Source organism: Streptomyces sp. SAI-170 (genome assembly GCF_049739565.1).
Taxonomy (GTDB): Bacteria; Actinomycetota; Actinomycetes; order Streptomycetales; family Streptomycetaceae; genus Streptomyces.
Genome location: NZ_JBMGQD010000001.1, coordinates 1,826,776 through 1,847,850 on the forward strand (window position 1 = coordinate 1,826,776; position 21,075 = coordinate 1,847,850).

The 21,075-nt window shown below is 72.0% G+C and carries 22 protein-coding genes; 7 read left to right on the forward strand and 15 right to left on the reverse strand.

Annotated elements, in window-relative coordinates; all coding sequences use genetic code 11:
• Positions 1 to 24 precede the first annotated feature (24 nt).
• Positions 25 to 762, reverse strand: a complete 738-nt coding sequence (locus RKD23_RS08370; RefSeq protein ID WP_424853088.1) for a GntR family transcriptional regulator — start codon at positions 760 to 762, stop codon at positions 25 to 27.
• Positions 763 to 890: 128 nt separating this feature from the next.
• On the opposite strand from RKD23_RS08370, the gene RKD23_RS08375 reads away from it, so the two are divergent.
• Complete coding sequence (locus tag RKD23_RS08375) at positions 891 to 1,910, forward strand: Gfo/Idh/MocA family oxidoreductase (protein ID WP_424853089.1); 1,020 nt, start codon at positions 891 to 893, stop codon at positions 1,908 to 1,910.
• Between the two features lie 107 nt (positions 1,911 to 2,017).
• Here the strand turns inward: RKD23_RS08375 and RKD23_RS08380 are convergent, their stop codons facing one another.
• From RKD23_RS08380 to RKD23_RS08395, 4 genes are all read right to left on the reverse strand, one after another.
• Positions 2,018 to 2,458, reverse strand: coding sequence for a PaaI family thioesterase (locus RKD23_RS08380; protein ID WP_424853090.1), 441 nt, complete (start codon positions 2,456 to 2,458; stop codon positions 2,018 to 2,020).
• 59 nt (positions 2,459 to 2,517) lie between these two features.
• Positions 2,518 to 3,702, reverse strand: a complete 1,185-nt coding sequence (locus RKD23_RS08385) for a cytochrome P450 family protein (RefSeq protein ID WP_424853091.1) — start codon at positions 3,700 to 3,702, stop codon at positions 2,518 to 2,520.
• A gap of 59 nt (positions 3,703 to 3,761) precedes the next feature.
• Entirely contained in the window at positions 3,762 to 4,460 is a 699-nt protein-coding gene (locus RKD23_RS08390; RefSeq protein ID WP_424853092.1) for a response regulator transcription factor, read from the reverse strand.
• Positions 4,461 to 4,965: 505 nt separating this feature from the next.
• On the reverse strand, positions 4,966 to 6,222 hold the full coding sequence (locus RKD23_RS08395; RefSeq protein ID WP_424853093.1) for a sensor histidine kinase: 1,257 nt from the start codon (positions 6,220 to 6,222) through the stop codon (positions 4,966 to 4,968).
• Between the two features lie 179 nt (positions 6,223 to 6,401).
• Between RKD23_RS08395 and RKD23_RS08400 the strand changes: the two genes are divergently transcribed.
• Positions 6,402 to 6,602, forward strand: a complete 201-nt coding sequence (locus RKD23_RS08400; RefSeq protein ID WP_404032559.1) for a hypothetical protein — start codon at positions 6,402 to 6,404, stop codon at positions 6,600 to 6,602.
• Positions 6,603 to 6,633: 31 nt separating this feature from the next.
• Here RKD23_RS08400 and RKD23_RS08405 read toward each other — a convergent pair whose 3' ends face one another.
• From RKD23_RS08405 to RKD23_RS08420, 4 genes are all read right to left on the reverse strand, one after another.
• Positions 6,634 to 7,029 carry a ribonuclease domain-containing protein gene (locus tag RKD23_RS08405; protein ID WP_424853094.1) on the reverse strand — a complete coding sequence of 132 codons (396 nt, stop codon included), beginning with the start codon at positions 7,027 to 7,029 and terminating at the stop codon, positions 6,634 to 6,636.
• 85 nt (positions 7,030 to 7,114) lie between these two features.
• On the reverse strand, positions 7,115 to 8,020 hold the full coding sequence (locus RKD23_RS08410; RefSeq protein WP_424853095.1) for a DMT family transporter: 906 nt from the start codon (positions 8,018 to 8,020) through the stop codon (positions 7,115 to 7,117).
• Positions 8,021 to 8,198: 178 nt separating this feature from the next.
• Positions 8,199 to 8,828, reverse strand: a complete 630-nt coding sequence (locus RKD23_RS08415; protein ID WP_424858197.1) for a dihydrofolate reductase family protein — start codon at positions 8,826 to 8,828, stop codon at positions 8,199 to 8,201.
• Positions 8,829 to 8,915: 87 nt separating this feature from the next.
• Positions 8,916 to 9,737 carry an AIM24 family protein gene (locus RKD23_RS08420; protein WP_424853096.1) on the reverse strand — a complete coding sequence of 274 codons (822 nt, stop codon included), beginning with the start codon at positions 9,735 to 9,737 and terminating at the stop codon, positions 8,916 to 8,918.
• 131 nt (positions 9,738 to 9,868) lie between these two features.
• Between RKD23_RS08420 and RKD23_RS08425 the strand changes: the two genes are divergently transcribed.
• The gene (locus RKD23_RS08425) at positions 9,869 to 10,645 is read left to right on the forward strand and encodes an SDR family oxidoreductase (RefSeq protein ID WP_424853097.1); all 777 of its coding nucleotides are present in this window, start codon (positions 9,869 to 9,871) and stop codon (positions 10,643 to 10,645) included.
• Between the two features lie 82 nt (positions 10,646 to 10,727).
• Here the strand turns inward: RKD23_RS08425 and alc are convergent, their stop codons facing one another.
• Both alc and allB read right to left on the reverse strand, forming a co-directional pair.
• The gene (gene alc, locus RKD23_RS08430; RefSeq protein ID WP_424853098.1) at positions 10,728 to 11,843 is read right to left on the reverse strand and encodes an allantoicase; all 1,116 of its coding nucleotides are present in this window, start codon (positions 11,841 to 11,843) and stop codon (positions 10,728 to 10,730) included.
• Positions 11,844 to 11,881: 38 nt separating this feature from the next.
• Positions 11,882 to 13,219: an allantoinase AllB gene (gene allB, locus RKD23_RS08435; RefSeq protein WP_424853099.1), complete on the reverse strand. Its 1,338-nt coding sequence runs from the start codon at positions 13,217 to 13,219 to the stop codon at positions 11,882 to 11,884.
• A gap of 277 nt (positions 13,220 to 13,496) precedes the next feature.
• Here allB and RKD23_RS08440 point away from each other — a divergent pair, with 277 nt between their 5' ends.
• Positions 13,497 to 14,288 carry an IclR family transcriptional regulator gene (locus tag RKD23_RS08440; RefSeq protein ID WP_404032578.1) on the forward strand — a complete coding sequence of 264 codons (792 nt, stop codon included), beginning with the start codon at positions 13,497 to 13,499 and terminating at the stop codon, positions 14,286 to 14,288.
• Positions 14,289 to 14,369: 81 nt separating this feature from the next.
• On the opposite strand, the gene RKD23_RS08445 is transcribed toward RKD23_RS08440, so the two are convergent.
• On the reverse strand, positions 14,370 to 14,657 hold the full coding sequence (locus RKD23_RS08445) for a DUF5955 family protein (protein ID WP_424853100.1): 288 nt from the start codon (positions 14,655 to 14,657) through the stop codon (positions 14,370 to 14,372).
• 167 nt (positions 14,658 to 14,824) lie between these two features.
• On the opposite strand from RKD23_RS08445, the gene RKD23_RS08450 reads away from it, so the two are divergent.
• Entirely contained in the window at positions 14,825 to 15,427 is a 603-nt protein-coding gene (locus RKD23_RS08450) for a nucleotidyltransferase family protein (RefSeq protein WP_424853101.1), read from the forward strand.
• 184 nt (positions 15,428 to 15,611) lie between these two features.
• A complete protein-coding gene (gene aceB / locus RKD23_RS08455; RefSeq protein WP_424853102.1) occupies positions 15,612 to 17,234 on the forward strand; it encodes a malate synthase A in 1,623 nt (540 codons plus the stop codon).
• Here aceB and RKD23_RS08460 read toward each other — a convergent pair.
• The 3 genes from RKD23_RS08460 to RKD23_RS08470 form a co-directional block, all read right to left on the reverse strand.
• Positions 17,224 to 17,517: a SelT/SelW/SelH family protein gene (locus tag RKD23_RS08460; protein WP_424853103.1), complete on the reverse strand. Its 294-nt coding sequence runs from the start codon at positions 17,515 to 17,517 to the stop codon at positions 17,224 to 17,226. The genes aceB and RKD23_RS08460 overlap by 11 nt on opposite strands.
• Positions 17,514 to 18,425: a HipA family kinase gene (locus RKD23_RS08465; protein WP_424853104.1), complete on the reverse strand. Its 912-nt coding sequence runs from the start codon at positions 18,423 to 18,425 to the stop codon at positions 17,514 to 17,516. The genes RKD23_RS08460 and RKD23_RS08465 overlap by 4 nt, the downstream gene beginning before the upstream one ends.
• A gap of 76 nt (positions 18,426 to 18,501) precedes the next feature.
• Positions 18,502 to 18,936 (reverse strand): hypothetical protein, encoded by a 435-nt coding sequence (locus RKD23_RS08470; RefSeq protein ID WP_424853105.1) that lies wholly within the window; start codon positions 18,934 to 18,936, stop codon positions 18,502 to 18,504.
• A 232-nt stretch (positions 18,937 to 19,168) separates the two neighbouring features.
• Here RKD23_RS08470 and RKD23_RS08475 point away from each other — a divergent pair, with 232 nt between their 5' ends.
• Positions 19,169 to 21,052 carry a galactose oxidase-like domain-containing protein gene (locus RKD23_RS08475; protein ID WP_424853106.1) on the forward strand — a complete coding sequence of 628 codons (1,884 nt, stop codon included), beginning with the start codon at positions 19,169 to 19,171 and terminating at the stop codon, positions 21,050 to 21,052.
• The last annotated feature ends 23 nt before the right edge of the window (positions 21,053 to 21,075 follow it).

Genomic DNA, 21,075 nt, shown 5'->3' on the forward strand with positions numbered 1-21,075 from the left:
GGGAAATCGATGGCCGAGCGGGGCTCAGGGGCGCACGAGGAGCTGGAACTCGAAGGAGTACCGCGTGGCGCGGTAGGTGTGGTTGCCGTGCTCGACGGGGCGGCCGGTGTCGTCGAAGGTGGTGCGCTGCATGGTGAGGAGGGGGGCGCCCTCGGGCTCGGAGAGGCGCTCCGCCTCGGGGGCGGTGGCGGCACGGGCGCCGATGGACTGGCGGGCGCTGTGCAGGGTGATGCCGGCGGCGCGCATCAGGCGGTAGAGGCCGGTGGACTCCAGATGGTCGGTGTCCAGGTCCAGCAGGCCGGTCGGCAGGTGGTTGCAGAGGTACGCCATCGGCTCGCCGTGGGCCAGACGCAGGCGTTCCACGCGGTGCACGTCGCTCCCCTCCGGGACGCCGAGGGCCGCCGCGATCTCCGGCGAGGCCGGGACGAGCGTGTTGACCAGGACCTTCGTCGCGGGGCGCTGGCCTGCCGCCTCCAGGTCGTCGTAGAGGCTGCTGAGTTCCAGCGGGCGCTTGACCTGGCTGTGCACGACCTGGGTGCCGACCCCGCGGCGGCGTACCAGCAGGCCCTTGTCGACCAGGGACTGGATGGCCTGGCGGACCGTGGGACGGGACAGCCCCAGCCGGGCGGCGAGGTCGATCTCGTTGCCCAGCAGGCTGCCTGGGGTGAGCGTTCCGTGCTCGATGGCGGCCTCCAGCTGCTGGGACAGCTGGAAGTACAACGGCACCGGCGAGCTCCGGTCCACACTGAGCTCGAGTCGCACGGTCGGGTCAACTTCTGGTTTCGGCACGGCCCGAGCGTAGCTCCGTGACGGGTTGACGGGAAGTTGTGTAGTCCGGTTGTCCGGACATACGGATTGACAGATGGCCGGTCCGCCCTCACCTTGATTCCATGCGCATCGGGGTCATCGGTACGGGCCGCATCGGCACCTTCCATGCCAACACGCTGAGCCGTCATCGTGACGTCGGGTCCCTGATCCTCACGGACGTGGATCCCGTACGGGCGCAGGAGCTGGCGCACCGGCTGGGCGAGACGGCGGCACCCGGTGTGGACGAGATCTTCAAGTGGGGCGTGGACGCGGTGGTGATCACGGCGGCGACCTCCGCGCACGCCGAGCTGATCGGGCGGGCCGCCCGTTCGGGCCTGCCGGTGTTCTGCGAGAAGCCCATCGCGCTGGATCTGCCGGGCACCCTGCAGGCGATCTCCGAGGTGGAGACGGCCGGGACCGCGCTGCAGATGGGGTTCCAGCGGCGCTTCGACATCGGCTACACCGGTGCGCGCGAGGCCGTACGGTCCGGGCGCCTGGGGCGGCTGCACACCGTGCGGGCCATCACCTCCGACCAGGCGCCGCCGCCCGCCGCCTATCTGCCGCTGTCGGGCGGGCTGTACCGGGACACCCTCATCCATGACTTCGACGCCGTGCGCTGGGTGACCGGCCATGAGGTCGTCGATGTGTTCGCGGCGGGGTCAGACGCCGGGCCCGGGATGTTCCGCGAGGCCGGTGACATCGACACGGCCGCGGTGGTGCTCACCCTGGACGACGGCACCCTGGCCAGCGCGACGGCGACCCGGCTGAACGGCGCCGGCTACGACGTCCGTATGGAACTGGCCGGTGAGCGGGACCAGATCACCGTCGGCCTGGACGACCGTACGCCGATCGCCTCCACCGAGCCGACCGGGCCGCCCGCCGCGTCCAAGCCCTGGACCGGCTTCCTGGAGCGCTTCGGGCCCGCCTACGAGGCCGAGCTCGCCGCGTTCATCGAGGTGGTGCGCGGCGAGCGGGCCAACCCCTGCGACGGCCGCGAGGCCTTGCAGGCCCTGCGGATCGCCGAGGCCTGCGAGCTGTCGCGGCGCGAGCGAAGACCGGTGAGGCTGGGCGAGATCCCGGGCGGGCGGGACCTGGGGGCCTGAGTCCCCGGTCCGGCCGCGTCCGGTGCGCCGACCTTGCCCTCACAAGGCCGCGGCCGTGCCTCACACGCCCCCGGCCTTGCCTCACACGCCCCCGGCTCGGCCCCCGCTCACGACGACGTCCCGGCCGACAGCACCGTGCCCTGGGCCACCGCGCACAGTGTTTCCTTGCCGTCCTCCGCGAGCGTCAGCAGGTCGCAGCGGACGACGGCCTGGCGGCGGCCGGAGTGCACGACCTGCGCGGTCGCCCGCAGGGTGTGTCCGAGCGCCGGGCGGACGTACTGGATGGAGAAGCCGGAGGTCAGGACAGCCGGGCCGAGGGCGCTGCCCGCGGCGAAGGTGATCGCGTTGTCCGCGGCGTAGGACAGGACGCCGCCGTGCACGAAGCCGTTCTGCTGGTGGAGTTCCTCGCGGATGTCCAGCTCCAGGACCGCCTCTCCGTCGCCGAAGGCGCTGATCCGGGTGCCGAGGAGTCTGCTGAACGGCTGGGCGGCCAGGGCCTGTCGGGCCGTGTCCAGGTCCAGCTCCGCGGGAAGGGAGGGTGCGGTCATGCTGTGGGACTCCTTGGGGGTCATGGGGAAGGTGATCGCCGGCGCACTCGTCGGCGCACTCACCAGCGCACGGGCAGGCTGCGCATGCCGCGCATCAGCATGCCCGGCAGCCAGTCGCCGGACGGGCCGTCCAGGGCGAGGTCCGGGGCGCGCTCCAGCAGGGACCGTATCGCCGTACGGCCCTCCAGGCGGGCCAGCGGGGCGCCGAGGCAGAAGTGGATGCCGTGGCCGAAGGCGACATGGCCGCGCGGGTCGCGGCGTATGTCGAAGCGGTCCGGGTCGGCGTAGCGCTCCGGGTCGCGGTCGGCGGCGGTGAGGCCGACCAGCACCGACTCCCCCTGCGCTATCGGCACCCCGGCGATCTCCATCGGCTCGGCCGCGAACCGGAACGTGGCCGCCTCCACCGGGCCCTCCCAGCGCAGCATCTCCTCGATCGCGCCGTCGAGCAGGCCCATGTCGGCGCGCAGGGCGGCCAGTTGACCGGGGTGGGTGAGCAGGGCGTGCACGCCGTTGGCGATGAGGTTGACGGTCGTCTCGTGGCCGGCGATGAGCAGCAGATAGGCCATGCCGCGCAGTTCGCCCACGGAGAGCCGGTCGCCGTCCTCGGCGGTGGTGCGGATCAGGTCGCTGAGCAGGTCGTCGCTCGGGCCGCTGTTCTGCTTGTCCGCGATGAGCTCGGTGAGGTACTCGGCGAGGCGCACCACCGCGTCGTACTCGCTGCCGGAACTGCTGGGGGCCACGACCTCGGTCGATATCTTGCGGAAGGCGGCACGGTCCATCTCGGGCACGCCGAGCAGCTCGCAGATGACGGTGATGGGCAGCGGGAAGGCGAAGGACTCGACGAGGTCGGCGCGGCCGTGCGGCAGCATCGCGTCGAGCAGCTCGTCGGTGATCTGCTGCACGCGCGGGCGCAGTTGCTCGACGCGGCGCGGGGTGAAGGCGCGGGTGACCAGGGAGCGCAGGCGGGTGTGGTCGGGCGGGTCGACGCTCAGCAGATACTTGCCGATGTGCTCCTCGTCGAGGAACGTCATGCCGAGCTTGGCGGGGTCCTTGGCCAGCCGGGGGTCGGCGAGCGCCGCGCGCGCCTCCTCGTAGCCGACGACCAGCCAGGTCTCGTGCTCGGGTCCCGCGCCCGGTGGCCGCACCCGGTGCACCGGCCCGCGGGCGCGCAGCTCGGCGTAGACCGGGTGCGGGTCGGTGCGGAACGCGTCCCCGTACTGCCCCAGGTCGATCACCTCGGTCATGGACCCACCCCCTTGTGACCTCTTTCGTCCTCACCCCGCACAACGCACGGGAGTCCGCGTCAGTGCCCGCTCCGCCGATCTTCCTCGGTCTCCGTCAGGCCCGCGTCGTAGGCGAGGAGGGCGATCTGGACGCGGTTGTTGAGGTCGAGCTTGGCGAGAATGCGGGAGACGTGCGTCTTGACGGTGGCGACGCTCATGAACAGGCCCGCGGCGATCTCGGCGTTGGACCGGCCGTGGCCGACGGCGACGGCGACCTCGCGCTCGCGGTCGTTGAGCTGGGCGATGCGGTCACGCGCGCGTGCGCGCCGGGTGTCGGCGGCGGAGCCGGCCGTGTGACCGGCCGCGTGGGCCATCAACTGCCGGGTGACGGTGGGCGACAGGACGGGGTCGCCGGCCGCGACCTTGCGGACCGCGGCGACGATCTCGGCGGGCGGGGTGTCCTTCAGGACGAACCCGGCGGCACCCGCGCGCAGGGCGCGCAGCACCTGTTCGTCGGCGTGGAAGGTCGTCAGGACGACCACCTGCGGGGCGCCTTCGCGGCCGCGCAGCCGCTCGGTCGCGGTCAGGCCGTCCATGGCCGGCATCCGGATGTCCATCAGGACGACGTCCGGGCGGGTGCGCTCCACCAGCGCCTCGACCTCGGTGCCGTCGGCGGCCTCGCCCACGATCTCGATGTCCGGGGAGCCGCCCATCATGAAGGACAGCCCGGTGCGCACCAGGGGGTCGTCGTCGACGAGGAGCACCTTGATAGCGGTCATGGGGCTACGAAATCACGGCCGCGCGGCGGTGCGTGCGGAGTCGGCGCGGCTGAACGGGATCCACTGCGTGGGTGCGGGTCGTGCGGGATCGCTCGCGCAGCAGCCCCGCGCCCTTGGGACACCGTCGCACCGTGATGCCCACGCCCTTGAGGAACGCCGTCGCACTGTAACGCCCCCCCTTGGGGACCCGCCATCGCACCGCAACGCCCGCCCCCTTGAGGACACACCACCGCACCGCAACGCCCGCCCCCTTGAGGACACACCACCGCACCGCAACGCCCGCCCCCTTGAGGACACACCACCGCACCGCAACGCCCGCCCCCTTGAGGACACACCACCGCACCGCAACGCCCGCCCCCTTGAGGACACACCACCGCACCGCAACGCCCGCCCCCCTTGGGGACCCGCCGTCCCACCGCAACGCCGCCCCTTTGAGCAAACCCCGCCGCACCGTGCCCCCGCCCCCTGGGGACACGCCCTCGCACCACGACAAGGGCCGCACGGCTCACCCCCACGGCAGCCACCCCCGCACCTCGAAGCCGCCCTGTGCCGTGGGTCCGTGCTCCAGGCGGCCGCCCGCCAGCGTGGCGCGTTCCGTGAGGCCGATGAGTCCCTGCCCGGAGCCGGGGACGGGCGGGACCTCGCCGTCGGGGGCGGGGTTGCGGACGACGACGGTCAGGCCGTCGCCCGGGGTGCCCGTGACGGTGACGGTGACCTCGGTGCCGGGGGCGTGCTTGCGGGCGTTGGTGAGGCACTCCTGGGCGATCCGGTAGGCGGTGCGGCCGACGGAGGCGGGCACGGCGGACGGGTCGGTGATCTGCTGGGCGAGCGTGACCTTCATGCCCGCTTCCCGGGACTCGGCGACGAGCGTGTCCAGCGCGGCCAGCGTCGGCTGGGGGCGCCCGTTCTCGTCGGGCTCGCCCGCCCGCAGCACGCCGATGATCTCGCGCAGGTCCTGCAGGGCGTCGTGCGCGCTCTCCCGGATGACGCCGGCCGCGCGGGCGACCTCGTCACGGGGCGCGTCCGGGCGGAACTCCAGCGCCCCGGCGTGCACGCTGAGCAGGGTCAGCCGGTGCGCGAGCACGTCGTGCATCTCCCGGGCGATGGCCTCCCGCGCGAGGCGCTGGGCCTGCTCGGCCCGCAGCCGCGCCTCGGTCTCGGCCCGGCGGGCCCGGTCGCGCAGGCTCAGCATGAGCTGCCGCTTGGAGCGTACGAGCAGACCGCAGCTGATGACCGCGACCGTGATCACCAGGCTGAACGCCACGGCCACCAGATACGGCAGGCCCGGCTCGGGCCGCAGCCAGTAGTAGAGCGGCTGCAACGCGAGACTGGCGCCGCCGATCCAGGCGACGTAGCGGAAGGGCCGGTGCACGGCGAGGGTGAAGACGGCGATCAGGCAGGCGCCGCCGGAAGTGGCCGACAGCAGTCCGACGGGGAGCAGGGCGACGGCCAGGCCGACCGGCCACCGCCGGCGCAGCCACACCGCGGCGCAGGCCAGGGCGCCGAGCCACTGGTCGAGGGCGGCGATGCCCCGGGGCAGATGCTCGTCGGGCAGGCCGTCGGCGGCCAGCAGGCCGATGCCGACGGCCAGCAGGAAGCAGCTGAAGTCGACGAGCCAGTCGCGCGCGGTGCGGCGGGGGCGGCGTCCCGGCCGTACGGCGTCGGGGTCCAGCTCATGGATGACGGCGGACGGGAACAGCCACCGGCGTCCCTCGAACGCCGGCCCCGTCGGCCCCGTGGTCTGCGTACCGTCACCCTTCACGGTGACCAAATCTACGCAGGCGCGGCCCCCGTCACCGCCCCGCGCGGGCGGGCGTCGACTTAAGTCGCACGATCGCCGTCCTTCGGCGCCACGACCGTCCGTGACCGGCGACTTCCGTCGGTGGTGTCTCGCCCCGCGGCCGATGTGCGTGGGGGGTCCGCGGGGCGAGAGTCGGGTGCATGAAACAGGTGCTGGAAGTGCTCGGCTTGCTCGCCCTGGTGCAGGGCGTCCTCGGTCTGCTGCACGAGTGGGTCCACTGGGACGTGGGCCTGGTGCGGCGACTCGGGTTCCTCGACGGCTACGAGATCTACGCGAGTGTCGCCCTGGTCGTGCTGGCGTTCGCGCTGTTCGCCGCAGCGGAGAGCCGGAAGCCCGGGTGAACGCCACCCGGGCTCCGGCGTCCTCGCGCGGTCAGCAGTCGTAGTCGATCAGGTCGAACGTCGCGTAGTGGTCCGCGGTGTAGTAGTCCTCCTGGTAGTCCTGCCCGGTGACGATCCGGCGGGCGCCACGGGTGGAGACGTTGGGGGTCTTCACCGTGTACTCGTGGTAGTAGCCGGTCGTGTGCGAGGGCAGGACGCCCTCGCGGTTGTAGAAGACGGAGCCGTCCTGGGAGTACGGGAAGGGTCCGCCCTGCTCGATCAGGCGCAGGGTGTCGTACGCCTGGGAGGGCAGGTCGCCGTAGCAGATGCTGCCGACCGCTGTGGGGGCGGCGGTGGCGGCGGTGGCGGAGACGGTGCCGCCCACGAGGACGGCGGACACAAGAGCCGCGGCGGCGCCGAGGCGGGTGATTCGTGGGGGGAATCTCATGACGTCATGATGACGCGCGTAGAGCGTGGCATGTCAATGACAAGTAGGCAGAATTTCCCGGCTCGTCCCCTGAGTTTTCGGGGAGTTAACCTGCCGACCGGCGCCCCCACGCCGTCCCCACGAGCACCAGTGCCCCGCCCAGCAGACCGAGCGCGCCGAGCCGTTCGCCGCCCAGGGCGATGCCGGCCGCGGCCGCCCACAGCGGCTCGGTGCCGAGCAGCAGGCTGACCCGGGACGGGGAGGTGCGGCGCACGGCCCACATCTGCACGAAGAAGGCGAACAGCGTGCACAGGGCCGACAGGAACAACAGCCCGGCCCACTCCCGCGCCCCGAAGTCGGCCGCGGTGGCCCACGGGGTGGTGTCCGACCCGGTCGACAGCAGTGCGAACACCACGACCGCGGTGCCGAGCTGGACCGTCGTCAGCGGCAGCGCGCCCGCTTTCTGTACGTGCTTCAGCCGCGCCATGACCAGCACGTGCACGGTCCGCGCGAGGGCGGCGAGCAGCATCAGCAGGTCCCCGGCGGCGGGGCGGGTGAAGCCGCCGCCCTGGGTCAGCAGGACGACGCCGAGCACGGAGAGGGCCGCCGCGCCGAGGAAGGCCCGCGCGGGGCGGGTGCGGGTGACGGCGGCCTCGGCGAGCGGGGTGAAGATCATGGTGAGGCTGATGATCAGGCCCGCGTTGGTCGCCGACGTGTGCACGACACCGTACGTCTCCAGCAGGAAGATGCCGCTCAGGATCAGGCCGAGCAGTCCGGCGCCGCGCCACTGCGCGGGCCCGAGCGCGCGCAGGCCCCGCCAGGAGGCGAGCACCAGCGCCGGCAGGACGAGGGCGAACCTCAGCACCAGCACGGCCAGGACCGTGCGCGCGGTGGTGATGTCCTTGGCGGCGAGGTAGCTCCCGCCCCAGACGGCCGCGACCAGCAGCAGCGGCAGATCGGTGAGCCAGGCGCGGCGGGGCGCAAGGGGGCGGGGTACGGCGATCGTCGACACGGCGGCTGCGGCTCCCGGTCTCCAGCGGGCGGACGCCCTTCCCGTGCCGACGGGCGGTCGTCCTTCCCGACTCCAGTGAGTAGGCATGCGTGGAGACGGCGGCGGCTCGCACGGGGAGGGTCACCGTACCGGGGCCGGTGATCTTTCGGCCAGGCCTTTCCGGTGGACGGACGCGGCCTCAGGCCTCCTCGGGCAGCGCGTACGAGCCGTAGGTCGGGGTGCCCGCACGGTCGTAGGTCTGGATGGTGACACCCGTCGAGGTGACGCGGCCCGCTGTGTGGCGGAAGGCCGTCGGGACGGCGCCCTGCTGGAAGAGGCGGCGGCCGGCGCCGAGGACGACCGGGAAGGTGAGGAGGTGGAGGGTGTCGACGAGGCCGAGGTCGAGGAGGGAGGCGACGAGGGCGCCGCTGCCGTGGATCTGGATCTCGCCCTCGGTGCGCTCCTTCAGGGAGGTGACCTCCTTGGCGAGGTCGCCGCGCAGGACGGTGGTGCCGGCCCAGCCGGGGTCGTCGGCGAGCGTCGAGGAGGCGACGTACTTCGGCAGGCTGTTCAGCGGGCCCGCGATCGGGTCGGCCGGGTCGGTCATCTTCGGCCAGTAGGAGGCGAAGATGTCGTAGGTGTGGCGGCCGAGGAGGAACGCGGCCGGGCGGCTGAAGACCTCGGTGACGAAGCCGCCGAAGTCGTCGTCGGCGTACGGCACGGTCCAGCCGCCCTGTTCGAAGCCGTCGCGGGTGTCCTCCTCGGGACCGCCGGGCGCCTGGTAGACGCCGTCGAGGGTGACGAAGATCTGAGAGACGAGCTTGCCCATGGCGAGCGCCTTCTTCCGGGTGCGGGGTCTGCTGTTCATCAGGGCAGACCCCGCCGGCACCCGCAACTCATCGGTCGCTCGCGCCGATCACCCCGCGTTCGTCGAGAAGAGGCCTCCCGTCGGGCCCTGCTTGTCCCCGCCCTGGGCCTTCTTCAGGGCGTTGGCCAGGCCCTCGATGGTGAGGGACTGCAGGATCACGCGGCCGTTGCCCTCGAGCGTGGCCAGGGACAGGCCCTCGCCGCCGAGCACGGCGTTCATCACGCCCTGGCGGTTGAGGCCGCCCACGCGCTGGACGCCGTACTGGATGCCCTCCTCGAAGGCGACGACGCAGCCGGTGTCGACCTCGATCCGGCCGCCGAAGTCGGCGGGGTTGAGGTCGATGAAGTTGCCCGCGCCGGCGATGATCACGGTGCCGCGGCCGGTGAACTTCTCCAGGATGAAGCCCTCGCCGCCCTTCATGCCGGTGCGGCCGCCCTGGAAGGCGATGCCGAAGTCGACGGTCGACTCGGCGGCGACGAAGGCGTCCTTCTCGGCGAACCACGCGCGCGTGCCGTCCAGCTCCAGCGCCCGCATCTCGCCCGGGAGCACGCCCGCGAAGGCGACCGTGCCCTCGCCGCTCTGCGAGGTGAAGTACTGGAAGGCCAGGGACTCGCCCGCCAGCACGCGCTGGCCGACCTGCATCGCGGTGCCCATCGCCTGGCGCAGCAGGCCGCCCATACCTCCGGAGGATCCCGAGCCGCCGCTCTGCTGCCCCGCCTCGTTCGACGGGCCCGTCAGACGGGTCTCCATCGTCACGTTCGACGTCTTGAACAGGAACTTGCCCGCCTCGCAGTACACGGTCTGGCCCGGGGCGAGGTTCACGACCGCCATCTGCATGGCGTTGCCGACGATTTCTTGCTGAAGAGTCACGTGGGGAGAACGCGCCGCCGGATGTGCGAGTTCCGCGCCCCTCGGACTCTCTGAGGTCGGGCGGCGTGCCCCCTGGAGTCGATGTCCGATCGCCGCCAGCCTTCCTGGCCTCGGGCCGCTGAGATGGACGTATGACAACGACGAACGAAGCACCCCTGACCAGCACCGACACCCCCCTGAACGGCAAGGTGGCCCTCGTCACCGGCGGCAGCCGGGGCATCGGCGCGGCGACCGCGCTGCGGCTGGCCCGGGCCGGGGCCGATGTGGCGCTGACCTATGTGAACGGCAAGGACACGGCGGACGACGTCGTACGGGCGATCGAGGCGCTGGGGCGCCGGGCGGTGGCGCTGCGGGCGGACGCCGGGGACGCGGCGGAGGCGGCCGGGGCCGTGCACGGGGCGGCCGACGCCCTGGGCCGGTTCGACGTGCTGGTGAACAACGCGGGCCTGGGCGTCCTCGGGCCGCTGGCCGACCTCGGCCTCGCCGACGTGGACCGGGTCCTCGCGGTGAATGTGCGCGGGGTGTTCCTGGCCTGTCAGGCGGCCGCCGCGCGGATGCCGGACGGCGGGCGGATCATCACGATCGGCACCTGCATGACCCAGCGGGTGCCCGGGCCCGGCGGAACGCTGTACACGACCGGCAAGGCGGCCCTGACCGGTCTCACCAAGGCGCTCGCGCGCGAGCTCGGCCCGCGCGGGATCACCGCGAACGTGGTGCACCCGGGCCCGACCGACACCGACATGAACCCGGCCGACGGGCCGTACGCGGCCGGCCAGGCCGCCATGACCGCGCTCGGCCGCTTCGGCACCGCCGACGAGGTGGCGGCGATGGTGACCTACCTGGCCGGACCGGACGCCGCATACGTCACGGGCGCCGAGTTCTCGGTCGACGGCGGCCACGCCGCGTGAGCCGCTCGACGCGGAGGCCCTGAAAAGAGGCGGGGCGCACCAGTGCTGTCCAGGCCGGTGCGCCCCGCAGCCATCCGCGGACTCAGCCGCCGAGCTCCTGGTGGCGGGCCGCCAGGGCGTTCGTGCCGGAGTCCGTCAGGGAGCCGAACAGGCGCAGGCGGGAGATGCCACCGTCCGGGAAGATGTCCACGCGCGCGTGGGTGCCGACGGCGGGGGCCGGCAGGACGAAGCGGTGGTTGGTGTCGGGCTGGAGGCGGGTGCGCGGGACGACCTCGGTCCACTCGCCGTCCTCGCCGTCCTTGACGGAGACGGACGCCCAGCCGGCGCTGTTGCCCTTCAGGTAGGCCGTGTCGATCTCGACGGCCCGGATCTGCGACTGGGCGACCAGGCGGTAGCGGATCCAGTCGTTGCCCTGGTCGCGGCGGCGCCGGGTCTCCCAGCCGTCGTCCATCTTGCGGGAGCGGCCCGGCTGGATGGTGTTGGTGGCCGGAGAGTAGAAGAGGTTGGAGGCGTCCTCGACCTGGCCGCCGTTCTCCAGCGCGACCACGTCGAAGGTTCCCAGCACCGACAGCCAGGCGGGGTCGGGCACGACCTCGCCGTACACGCGCAGGCGGGCGATGCCGCCGTCGGGGTGCTGGTTGACGCGCAGGTGGGTGAAGCGCTGCTCCGCGGATACGGCGAAGCCGTTGGCCGCGTGGCCGCCGACCGCGGTGCGCGGGACGAGGGTCGTCCACTTGACGTCGTCGCCCAGCAGCTCCTCCGGCGAGGGGGAACCCGGTACCGAGGTGCCCTCGATGGACACGGCCTGCGGGTAGTTGCCGCGGAAGTGGGCGGTGTCGACGACGATGCCGCGGATCACGCCGGGCGCGCCGAGCCGGACCAGCGCCCAGTCGTGGTCCTCGGCGGTCGGCCACGGGTGCTCGGCGGAGACACCGCGGCGGCGCCGGGTCTCCCAGCCGTCCATGATCTTGCCCTTGTGGCCGAAGTGCTCCGGGTCGAACTCGGCGCGCTCGGGCACCAGCAGGTTCTCCCGCTGGGCGAAGAACTCGTCGTTGGCGGCGATGACCCCGGCCCCGAGCTGCCGGTCGGCGAGGTTGGCGTACTGGGTGAAGGGGAAGTCGGCGGTGCGGTAGTCCGCGTACGGGTCGCCGCCTCCGTAGGGGTTCGCGTCGCCGGTGAAGCTGGGTATCGCCGTCACAGTGATCAGGTCTGCCTTTCGAAGCTCGATGGGTGGGTTCAGTGGGCGCGGGTGAGGAGGCGGCCCTTCGGCTCGGTGAACTCGCCGTCGGCGACGATGCGCTCGCCCCGCAGCCAGGTGGACTTCACGACGCCGTACAGCGTCTTCCCGGCGTACGCGGTGACGCGGTTGCGGTGCTGGAGGGCGGCCGGGTCGACGGTGAAGGTCTCGTCCGGGGCGAGGACGGCGAAGTCGGCGTCCCGGCCGGCCTCGATGGCGCCCTTCTGCGTCAGACCCGCCAGTTCGGAGGTGCGCGCGGACATCCAGCGCACCACGTCCTCCAGGCCGTACCCGCGCTCGCGGGCCTCGGTCCATACGGCGGCCAGGCTGAGCTGGAGGCCGGAGATGCCGCCCCACGCGGTGGCGAAGTCCTCGGTCTTCAGGTCGACCGTGGAGGGCGAGTGGTCGGTGACCACGCAGTCGATGGTGCCGTCCGCGAGGGCCTGCCACAGCAGGTCCCGGTTGGCGCCCTCGCGGATGGGCGGGCAGCACTTGAACTCGCTCGCGCCGTCGGGGACTTCCTCGGCGGTCAGGGTGAGGTAGTGCGGGCAGGTCTCGACCGTGATGCGGACGCCCTCGGCCCTGGCCTCGGCGATCAGCGGCAGCGCGTCGGAGGAGGACAGGTGCAGGACGTGCACGCGCGCGTTCAGCCGCTTCGCCTGGGCGATCAGCTGGGCGATGGCGGTGTCCTCGGCGTCGCGCGGCCGGCTGGCGAGGAAGTCGGCGTACTTGGGGCCGCCGTGCTGCGGGGCCGCCGCCAGGTGGTGCGGGTCCTCGGCGTGCACGATCAGCAGTCCGTCGAAGGAGGCGATCTCGGCGAGGGACTGGGCGAGCTGGTCCTGGTCCAGGTGCGGGAACTCCTCCACGCCGGACGGCGACAGGAACGCCTTGAAGCCGAAGACGCCGGACTCGTGCAGCGGACGCAGGTCCTTGACGTTGTCGGGCAGAGCACCGCCCCAGAAGCCGACGTCGATGTGCGCCTTCTCCCGGGCCACGTCCTGCTTCACCCGCAGGTTCTCCACGGTCGTGGTCGGGGGCAGGGAGTTGAGCGGCATGTCGACCAGGGTCGTGATGCCGCCGGCCGCCGCCGCGCGCGTGGCGGTCCAGAAGCCCTCCCACTCGGTGCGGCCGGGGTCGTTGACGTGCACGTGCGTGTCGACCAGCCCGGGCAGCAGGACGTGGTCGCCGAGGTCCTCCAGCCGGGCACCGGCCGGTACGGGCGCGCCGTACGGCAGTACGGCGGTGATCCGGCCGTCGGCCACCGCGACGGACGCCGCGCGCGTCCCCTCGGGCGTGATGACGCGCGTCGAGCGCAGCACCAGTTCAGCGTCGGACACCCGGACCCCTCTCTGCCGCGTCGGATCCCGTCCGCGTTCACATCGGCGTAACGGAATTCAACGTTCTGTTGAAGCTGCTGTTGAGGGAGTCTTCACTCCCGCCAGAGCGTCGTCAAGAGCACACTTCTCCACAGTGCACCCGGAAGCGCCCCTCCTGGACGTTTCCACAAAGCGGAAATACAATTCCGTCACGCAGAACGTAGCTACGCACAAGCGGGGAGTCAACCGAGTGCCGGGTAGGCTTCTGCCCTCCCGCCAGCCCCGAAAGGAACGCGCCGTGCCGACGTCCAGCGCCAGCACCACCGACTCCGCCAAATCCGCCACCGGCGGGGTCCAGTCCCTCGAGCGCGCCTTCGACCTCCTGGAGCGGATGGCGGACGCCGGCGGTGAGGTCGGGCTGAGCGAGCTCTCGGCCAGCAGCGGGCTGCCGCTGCCGACCATCCACCGCCTCATGCGCACCCTCGTGGCCTGCGGATACGTCCGTCAGCAGTCGAACCGCCGGTACGCGCTCGGGCCGCGGCTGATCCGCCTCGGGGAGTCGGCGTCCCGGCTGCTCGGCACCTGGGCCCGGCCCTACCTCGCCCGGCTGGTCGAGGAGACCGGTGAGACGGCGAACATGGCGCTGCTGGACGGCGACGAGATCGTGTACGTGGCGCAGGTGCCGTCCAAGCACTCCATGCGGATGTTCACCGAGGTCGGGCGCCGGGTGCTGCCGCACTCCACCGGCGTGGGCAAGGCGCTGCTGGCGTACACGCCTGCGGAGGAGGTGCGGGCGCTGCTGGCCCGTACCGGGATGCCGGCCGCGACGGAGAAGACCATCACCACGCCCGAGGGGTTCCTCGCCGCGCTGGAGGATGTGCGGCGGATGGGGTACGCCGTGGACGACAACGAGCAGGAGATCGGGGTGCGGTGCCTCGCGGTGTCCGTGCCGGACTCTCCCACCGCGGCGGCCATCTCCATCTCCGGGCCTGCGGGGCGGGTGACCGAGGAGGTCACCGAGCGGATCGTGCCGGTGCTGCAGCAGGTCGCCGCGGAGCTGTCTCAGGCGCTTGTGAGTTCTGGGGCCTGATTTTTCGCCCTCTGCGGGGGGGTGCTCCTGCGCGATCGCGGCCACCAGTGATTCGTGGTTGCTCGCGCAGCCCCCGCGCCCCTAATTCCCCCCAGGTCCGCCGAACAGTTCCACCGCGTCCCTCACCTCCGCCAGGCCCCTCGCCAACGCGCTCACCGAGCCGATCGCGCCCGCGATCAGCAGCAGGGAGCTGCGCATGCGGGGGATCTCGGGGATGCCGTAGGTCGTCATCGCGGCCAGGGCAGCCAGTTCGTCCTCGGCGATGGCGCGGTCGGGGAAGTCGGCCGGGTGGGCGGCCAGTTCGCGGCGCAGGCGGGACACGGCCGTCCGCAGGCCGGTCACTCTGGGGTCCTCGCCGCTGTCGGTCACCGGTCTCTGCCCTAAGCTCCGCAACACAGTCCTCCCCCTCGCCCGCCCGCTCCCGGCGGTTCGCGGGTCAGTAAACGCCACCCCGTGCGCGGTCCGCCAGCGATCGACGCGAAATTCCGCCCTGCCGGGCGCCCCGGGATTGACGCGGCGTCAGGTATGCAGGACGTATGAGCGAACCGATCGAGGACCCCGTCGCCGGACTCGTGCTCGCCGCGGGTGGCGGACGCCGGCTCGGCGGGCGCCCCAAGGCCCTGCTGACGCATCGCGGGCGGCCTCTGGTGGAGCACGCCGTCGCGGCGCTGCGCGCGGCCGGCTGCACGCGCGTGCACGTGGTGCTGGGGGCGAGCGCCGGCGCCGTACGCGAGCGCGCGGAGCTCGCCGGGTGCGTGCTGGTGGAGAACCCGGAGTGGGAACAGGGGATGGGTTCGTCCCTGCGGGCCGGGCTGGAGTCGCTCGGCGCCACCGGGGCGCGGGCCGCCCTCGTCACGCTCGTCGACCAGCCGGGGATCGGCGCCGCCGCGATGGCCCGGGTGCGGGCCGCCCACCGCGACGAGGACTCGCTCGTCGCGGCCTCCTACGACGGCGTGCGCGGGCATCCCGTGCTGTTCGGCGCCGCGCACTGGGCCGGCATCGCGCAGAGCGCCTCCGGCGACCAGGGAGCCCGCACCTACCTGCGGGAACACGCGCGGGAGGTCACGCTGGTGGAGTGTTCCGACGTGGCCGAGGCCTATGACATCGACACCGAGGCGGACCTGGGCCACCTTGAGTGAACGGGGTGGCACCCTGCGCCACCTTGCCTCGACTCAGAGAATCTCGACATCAACAAACCATTGAAGTTCCACGATGAGGAAACTACTATCCACTGCTCAGAAGCACTCGACCGCACAGCGGGTGCGAATTCTCCTATTCGTCCCTCCAGGCACCCGGTGCCACCGCTGAAGGAAGTGACCGCTCATGTCCGCACCAGCGCCGTCTCCGCTGGCCATCGTCGATGCCGAGCCCCTGCCCCGGCAGGAGGAGGTCCTCACCGATGCGGCGCTCGCCTTCGTGGCCGAGCTGCACCGACGGTTCACGCCGCGGCGTGACGAGCTCCTCGCCCGCCGAGCGGAGCGCCGCGCCGAGATCGCCCGCACCTCCACGCTCGACTTCCTCCCGGAGACCGCCGCGATCCGCACGGACGACTCCTGGAAGGTGGCCCCGGCCCCCGCCGCGCTGAACGACCGCCGGGTCGAGATCACCGGCCCCACCGACCGCAAGATGACCATCAACGCCCTCAACTCGGGCGCCAGGGTCTGGCTCGCGGACTTCGAGGACGCCTCCGCGCCCACCTGGGAGAACGTCGTCACCGGTCAGCTCAACCTGATCGACGCCTACACCCGCAGCATCGACTTCACGGACCCGAAGTCCGGCAAGTCGTATGCGCTCAAGGCCCAGGACGAACTCGCCACCGTCGTCATGCGGCCCCGCGGCTGGCATCTGAACGAGCGCCACCTCCAGGTCGACGGACGCCCCGTCCCCGGCGCCTTCGTCGACTTCGGCCTGTACTTCTTCCACAACGCCCAGCGCCTGCTGGACCTCGGCAAGGGCCCGTACTTCTATCTGCCGAAGACCGAGTCGCACCTGGAGGCCCGCCTCTGGAACGACGTGTTCGTCTTCGCGCAGGACTACGTCGGCATCCCGCAGGGCACCGTCCGCGCCACCGTGCTGATCGAGACGATCACGGCGGCGTACGAGATGGAGGAGATCCTCTACGAACTGCGCGACCACGCCTCGGGGTTGAACGCGGGCCGCTGGGACTACCTGTTCTCCATCGTGAAGAACTTCCGTGACGGCGGCGCCAAGTTCGTGCTGCCGGACCGCAACGCGGTGACGATGACGGCCCCGTTCATGCGCGCGTACACCGAACTCCTCGTGCGCACCTGCCACAAGCGCGGCGCGCACGCCATCGGCGGCATGGCGGCGTTCATCCCGTCCCGCCGTGACGCAGAGGTCAACAAGGTGGCCTTCGAGAAGGTCCGCGCCGACAAGGACCGGGAGGCCGGTGACGGCTTCGACGGCTCCTGGGTCGCCCACCCCGACCTGGTCCCGATCGCCATGGAGTCCTTCGACAAGGTGCTCGGCGACAAGCCGAACCAGAAGGACCGGCTGCGCGAGGACGTCCGGGTCGAGGCGGAGGACCTCATCGCCATCGACTCGCTCGACGCCAAGCCCACGTACAACGGCCTGGTCAACGCCGTGCAGGTCGGCATCCGTTACATCGAGGCCTGGCTGCGCGGGCTCGGCGCGGTCGCCATCTTCAACCTGATGGAGGACGCGGCCACCGCCGAGATCTCCCGCTCGCAGATCTGGCAGTGGATCAACGCCGGCGTCGAGTTCGAGAACGGCGAGAAGGCCACGCCCGAGCTGGCCCGGAAGGTCGCCGCCGAGGAGCTCGCGAACATCCGCGCGGAGATCGGCGAGGAGGCCTTCGCGGCCGGCCACTGGCAGCAGGCGCACGACCTGCTCCTGGAGGTCTCCCTCGACGCGGACTACGCGGACTTCCTGACGCTGCCCGCGTACGAGCAGCTCAAGGGCTGACGTCCCCCTTCGGGAGCCTCTCCGAGTGGCCCAGGGTCTTTCCCGGGGCCACTCGGTCGCGTACGGCCCGCTTCACCGCCGTCGGCTCGGGGAAGCCGTGCTCGCGGCGGTCCCAGACCACGTCGTCGCCCACCCGCACGACGAACACCCCGCCCGTGCCGGGCTTGAGCGCCAGCTCGTCCAGCTCGGCCTCGAAGGTGGTCAGCAGCTCCTGCGCCAGCCAGGCCGCGCGCGGCAGCCAGCGGCACTGGGTGCAGTACTCGATCTCGACACGGCCACTCATCCGAGGTGCACCGACCAATCCTGTTCGGCCGCGGGCTTGCCGTGCAGGTCGGGGACCTGCTTGAGCCACGCGGGGCGTCCTCGCTGATTCTTCGCGGCCCGCTGCGCGTCCTCGGCGGCGAGCTCCTCCCGGCTGGGGAAGTCGGTGGGCAGCCACTGCCGCGACGCCCGCACGCGCGCATGGAGGTAGGCCACATACGCCTCGCGCGCCGCGTCGGGCGTGGCGAACTCGCCGTCCGTGAGCCAGGCGTCCGGCACCTCGGCGACGATCCCCCGCAGCAGCTCCTCGGTCACCTTCGGCGCGAGTTCGGCATCGGCCGCGCGCACGTCGGGGCCGTAGTGGCCGAGGGCGTGGTGGCGGAAGTCGTACACCTTGGCGGGGTCCACGCCGTCCCAGCGGTGGTGGAAGACGAGGGCGGCTCCGTGGTCGATGAGCCACAGCCGCGGCGGTACGGTGCCCAGCGTCGGCCAGACCATCAGGTTGGAGCTGTGGACCGTACGGTCGACGTTGACGGTCAGCGCGTCCAACCAGACGATCCGGCCCGCCTCCAGCGGGTCCACGGGGAAGACCTTCGCGATCTCGGGCGTGAAGTCGCGCGCGCCCGGCAGATAGTCCATGCCGAGGTTGACCCCCGCGCTGGCCCCGTGCAGCTCGCGCACCTCCTGATGCGGCTCGTGCGCGGCGACGGCCGGGTCGAAGTGCACCAGCACCAGCTCGGGGAACCGCAGCCCGAGGGCCCGGGCCAGCTCCCCGACGATCACCTCGGCGACCAGCGCCTTGCGGCCCTGCGCGGAGCCGGTGAACTTCACGACGTAGGTGCCCAGGTCGTCGGCCTCCACGACTCCGGGCACGGAGCCGCCGGACCGCAGGGGGGTCACGTATCGAACAGCAGTCACGTCGCGCAGCACACCGGCCAGGGTAGTTCAGCGTCGCGGGGCCGCCGGTGCGGGAGGCGGCACCGGCGGCCCCGCGGCGCCCGGGCGGTCACATGCCGTGCGTCGGCATGTCCTGGGTGCACACGACGTGGATGACCAGATCGGCGGGTTCGATCCGCGTGGGCGTGCGGTCGGAGTAGGGGCGCGGGTGCTGCGGCTCCACGTACTGGCCCTTGCGCACGGCGACGATCCAGCCGTTCGCGTTGTCGTTGGGGCGGCTCTCGAGGAGGTCGGCGGGTTCCTGGATGAGGCGGCCGTCCTTGCCGGCCCTGACGGTGAAGCCACCGCTGTAGGCGTTGAAGGGCGCGGGGCAGATGAGCTGGTGGGGGCGGCCGTCGGCGCCGCCGCGGATCACCTTGCCGGTGATGTGGATCGGTGGCTGGGGCGGGTCCGCCACGGCCAGGGCGGTGGCCGGGGTGACGCAGGTGCCGAGCAGGGTCACGGTGGCCGCGGCGGCCGCGAGTACGGCCGGAGTCGTGCGCATGGCAGGGGTCCTCCTTGGAGCGGGGACAGGGAAGTGGGGCCATTGCTAGCAGCGCGGCGATCGAGGTCCCGCCGGACACGCAGGGTGAAACCCCAACGGGCCATGCCGAATCGTTCCGCTCGGACACCAGCTCCGAAATCGCTACGGTGTGTGATCTACTCACCCCATTCAGTCACCCTGCGTGGTCACCCGGCGTTGGCCGGGTGGCTGCCATGCGCTCTTAAGGAGCCTGATGTCCCGCAGAGGGAGATGGGCACTCGCGGTCGGCTGTGCCGCGATCGCACTGTCCGCCACCGCGCCCGCCGGCGCCTCCGTCCCGTCCGCCCGCTCGAAGCCGTCCCCGGCCTATGAGTCGCCCGTCCGGCCGGGCGGGCTCCGCATCACCGACGAACAGGTCCGCGCGGAGGTCCGACCCGCCGAGGTCGAGGCCCTCGGCCAGAAGGCCGCCGAACAGCTGGCCCGCGACCGCATCGGCATGCAGGCCATGGACCACGGCTATCCGCAGCCCATGCGGACCCGCAGCTTCAACCGGCACACCGCAACGCAGAAAGAGATCAACGCGGCGTTCGACCCCGCCAGTTGGGGCAAGTTCACCGAGTACTTCCCCAGCCCCGACTTCGGTGACCACGTCGCCCTGCTGCCCACCGGCAAGGTCCTGCTGTTCTCCTTCGAGCCCGTCGAGGACAGCCCGAACAAGGAAACCGCGCCGACCATGGTCACCGGCGGGCGGAACGCCGGGCGCGCCTACGTCTGGGACCCGAAGGAGGGCACCAAGGCCTCCGCCTTCAAGGCCGTGCCGCCGCCCGTCGTGAACATGGACGACGGCACGAACGAGCCCCGTCCCGCGCCGGTCTTCTGCGCCGGGCACTCCTACCTGCCCAACGGCATGGTGGGCATCTTCGGCGGCAACCTCGGCGGCAACAACGGCACCGGCGCGCACCTGGCCCTGGTCTTCGACCCGTGGAAGGAGACCTGGCTCCAGCAGCAGGACATGGGCGAGGGCCGCTGGTACCCGAGCGTGGTCACCGGCGCCGACGGCCGGCAGTTCATCACCTCCGGCCACGGCGACATCGGCTGGGGCGTCCTGTCCAAGTCGATCGAACGCTTCCCGGCCAAGGGCACGCCCGTCTCCCTCGACCCGGAGACCAAGCCCCGCGGCCAGTCGCTCGACAAGTGGCCCGTCAAGGCCGAGTTCACGGTCGACTACCCGCACCTGTTCTCGCTGCGCGACGGCCTGATCTACGGCTTCGGGCGCAACTACGACGAGCAGTACGTCTTCGACCCGCAGGCGGAGACCAGCCGCAAGCTGCCCAACCGCCCCGACGGCGGCATGCGCAACTACGGCTCCGCCGTCGCCCTGCCCAACGGCACCGACGGCCCGGACTCCGTGCTGGTCCTCGGCGGCAACCGCAACGACCCCAACACCTACAAGTTCTCCGGCGGGCGCTGGACCAAGGACACCCCGCGCGCCTTCGGCCGCACCCAGGACGACACGCTCATCCTTCCCGACGGCAAGCTGTTCACCGTCAACGGCGGCTACGACATCCGCGACTACGGCAACGGGCCGTACAACCCCAACGCCGACGAGAAGTACCGGCAGATCGAGCTGCGCGACGACAGCGGGCAGTGGCGCCTCGGCCCGGTCCAGCGGCTGCCGCGCGCCTACCACTCCAACGCGGTGCTGCTGCCCGACGGCCGCATCATGATCACCGGCGACGAGCTCCAGCAGATCGCCAACGACCCGGACATCAAGTCCGACATGAACGGCACCATCGAGATCTACGAGCCGGCGTACCTGCACCAGGGCGACCGGCCGACGCTGTCCGGCGTGCCGACGGGCCCGCAGGGGTACGCCGCGAACCTGCGCGTCAGCACCAGCACTCCGGAGCGGGTCAGCCGGGCCGTCCTGATGGCCCCCATCACCTCCACCCACTCGGTGGACACCAGCCAGCGGCGGCTCGAACTGCCCATCACCAGCCGGGCCGGCAACAAGCTCGTGCTGCGCACTCCGGCCTCGGCCAATGAAGCGCCCCCCGGCTACTACCTGCTCTTCCTGCTCGACGACCAGGGCGTGCCCAGCACCGCCCAGTGGGTGCAGCTGCGCCCGGGCGCCTGACCCCGCCTCTCCCCAGTCCGTCC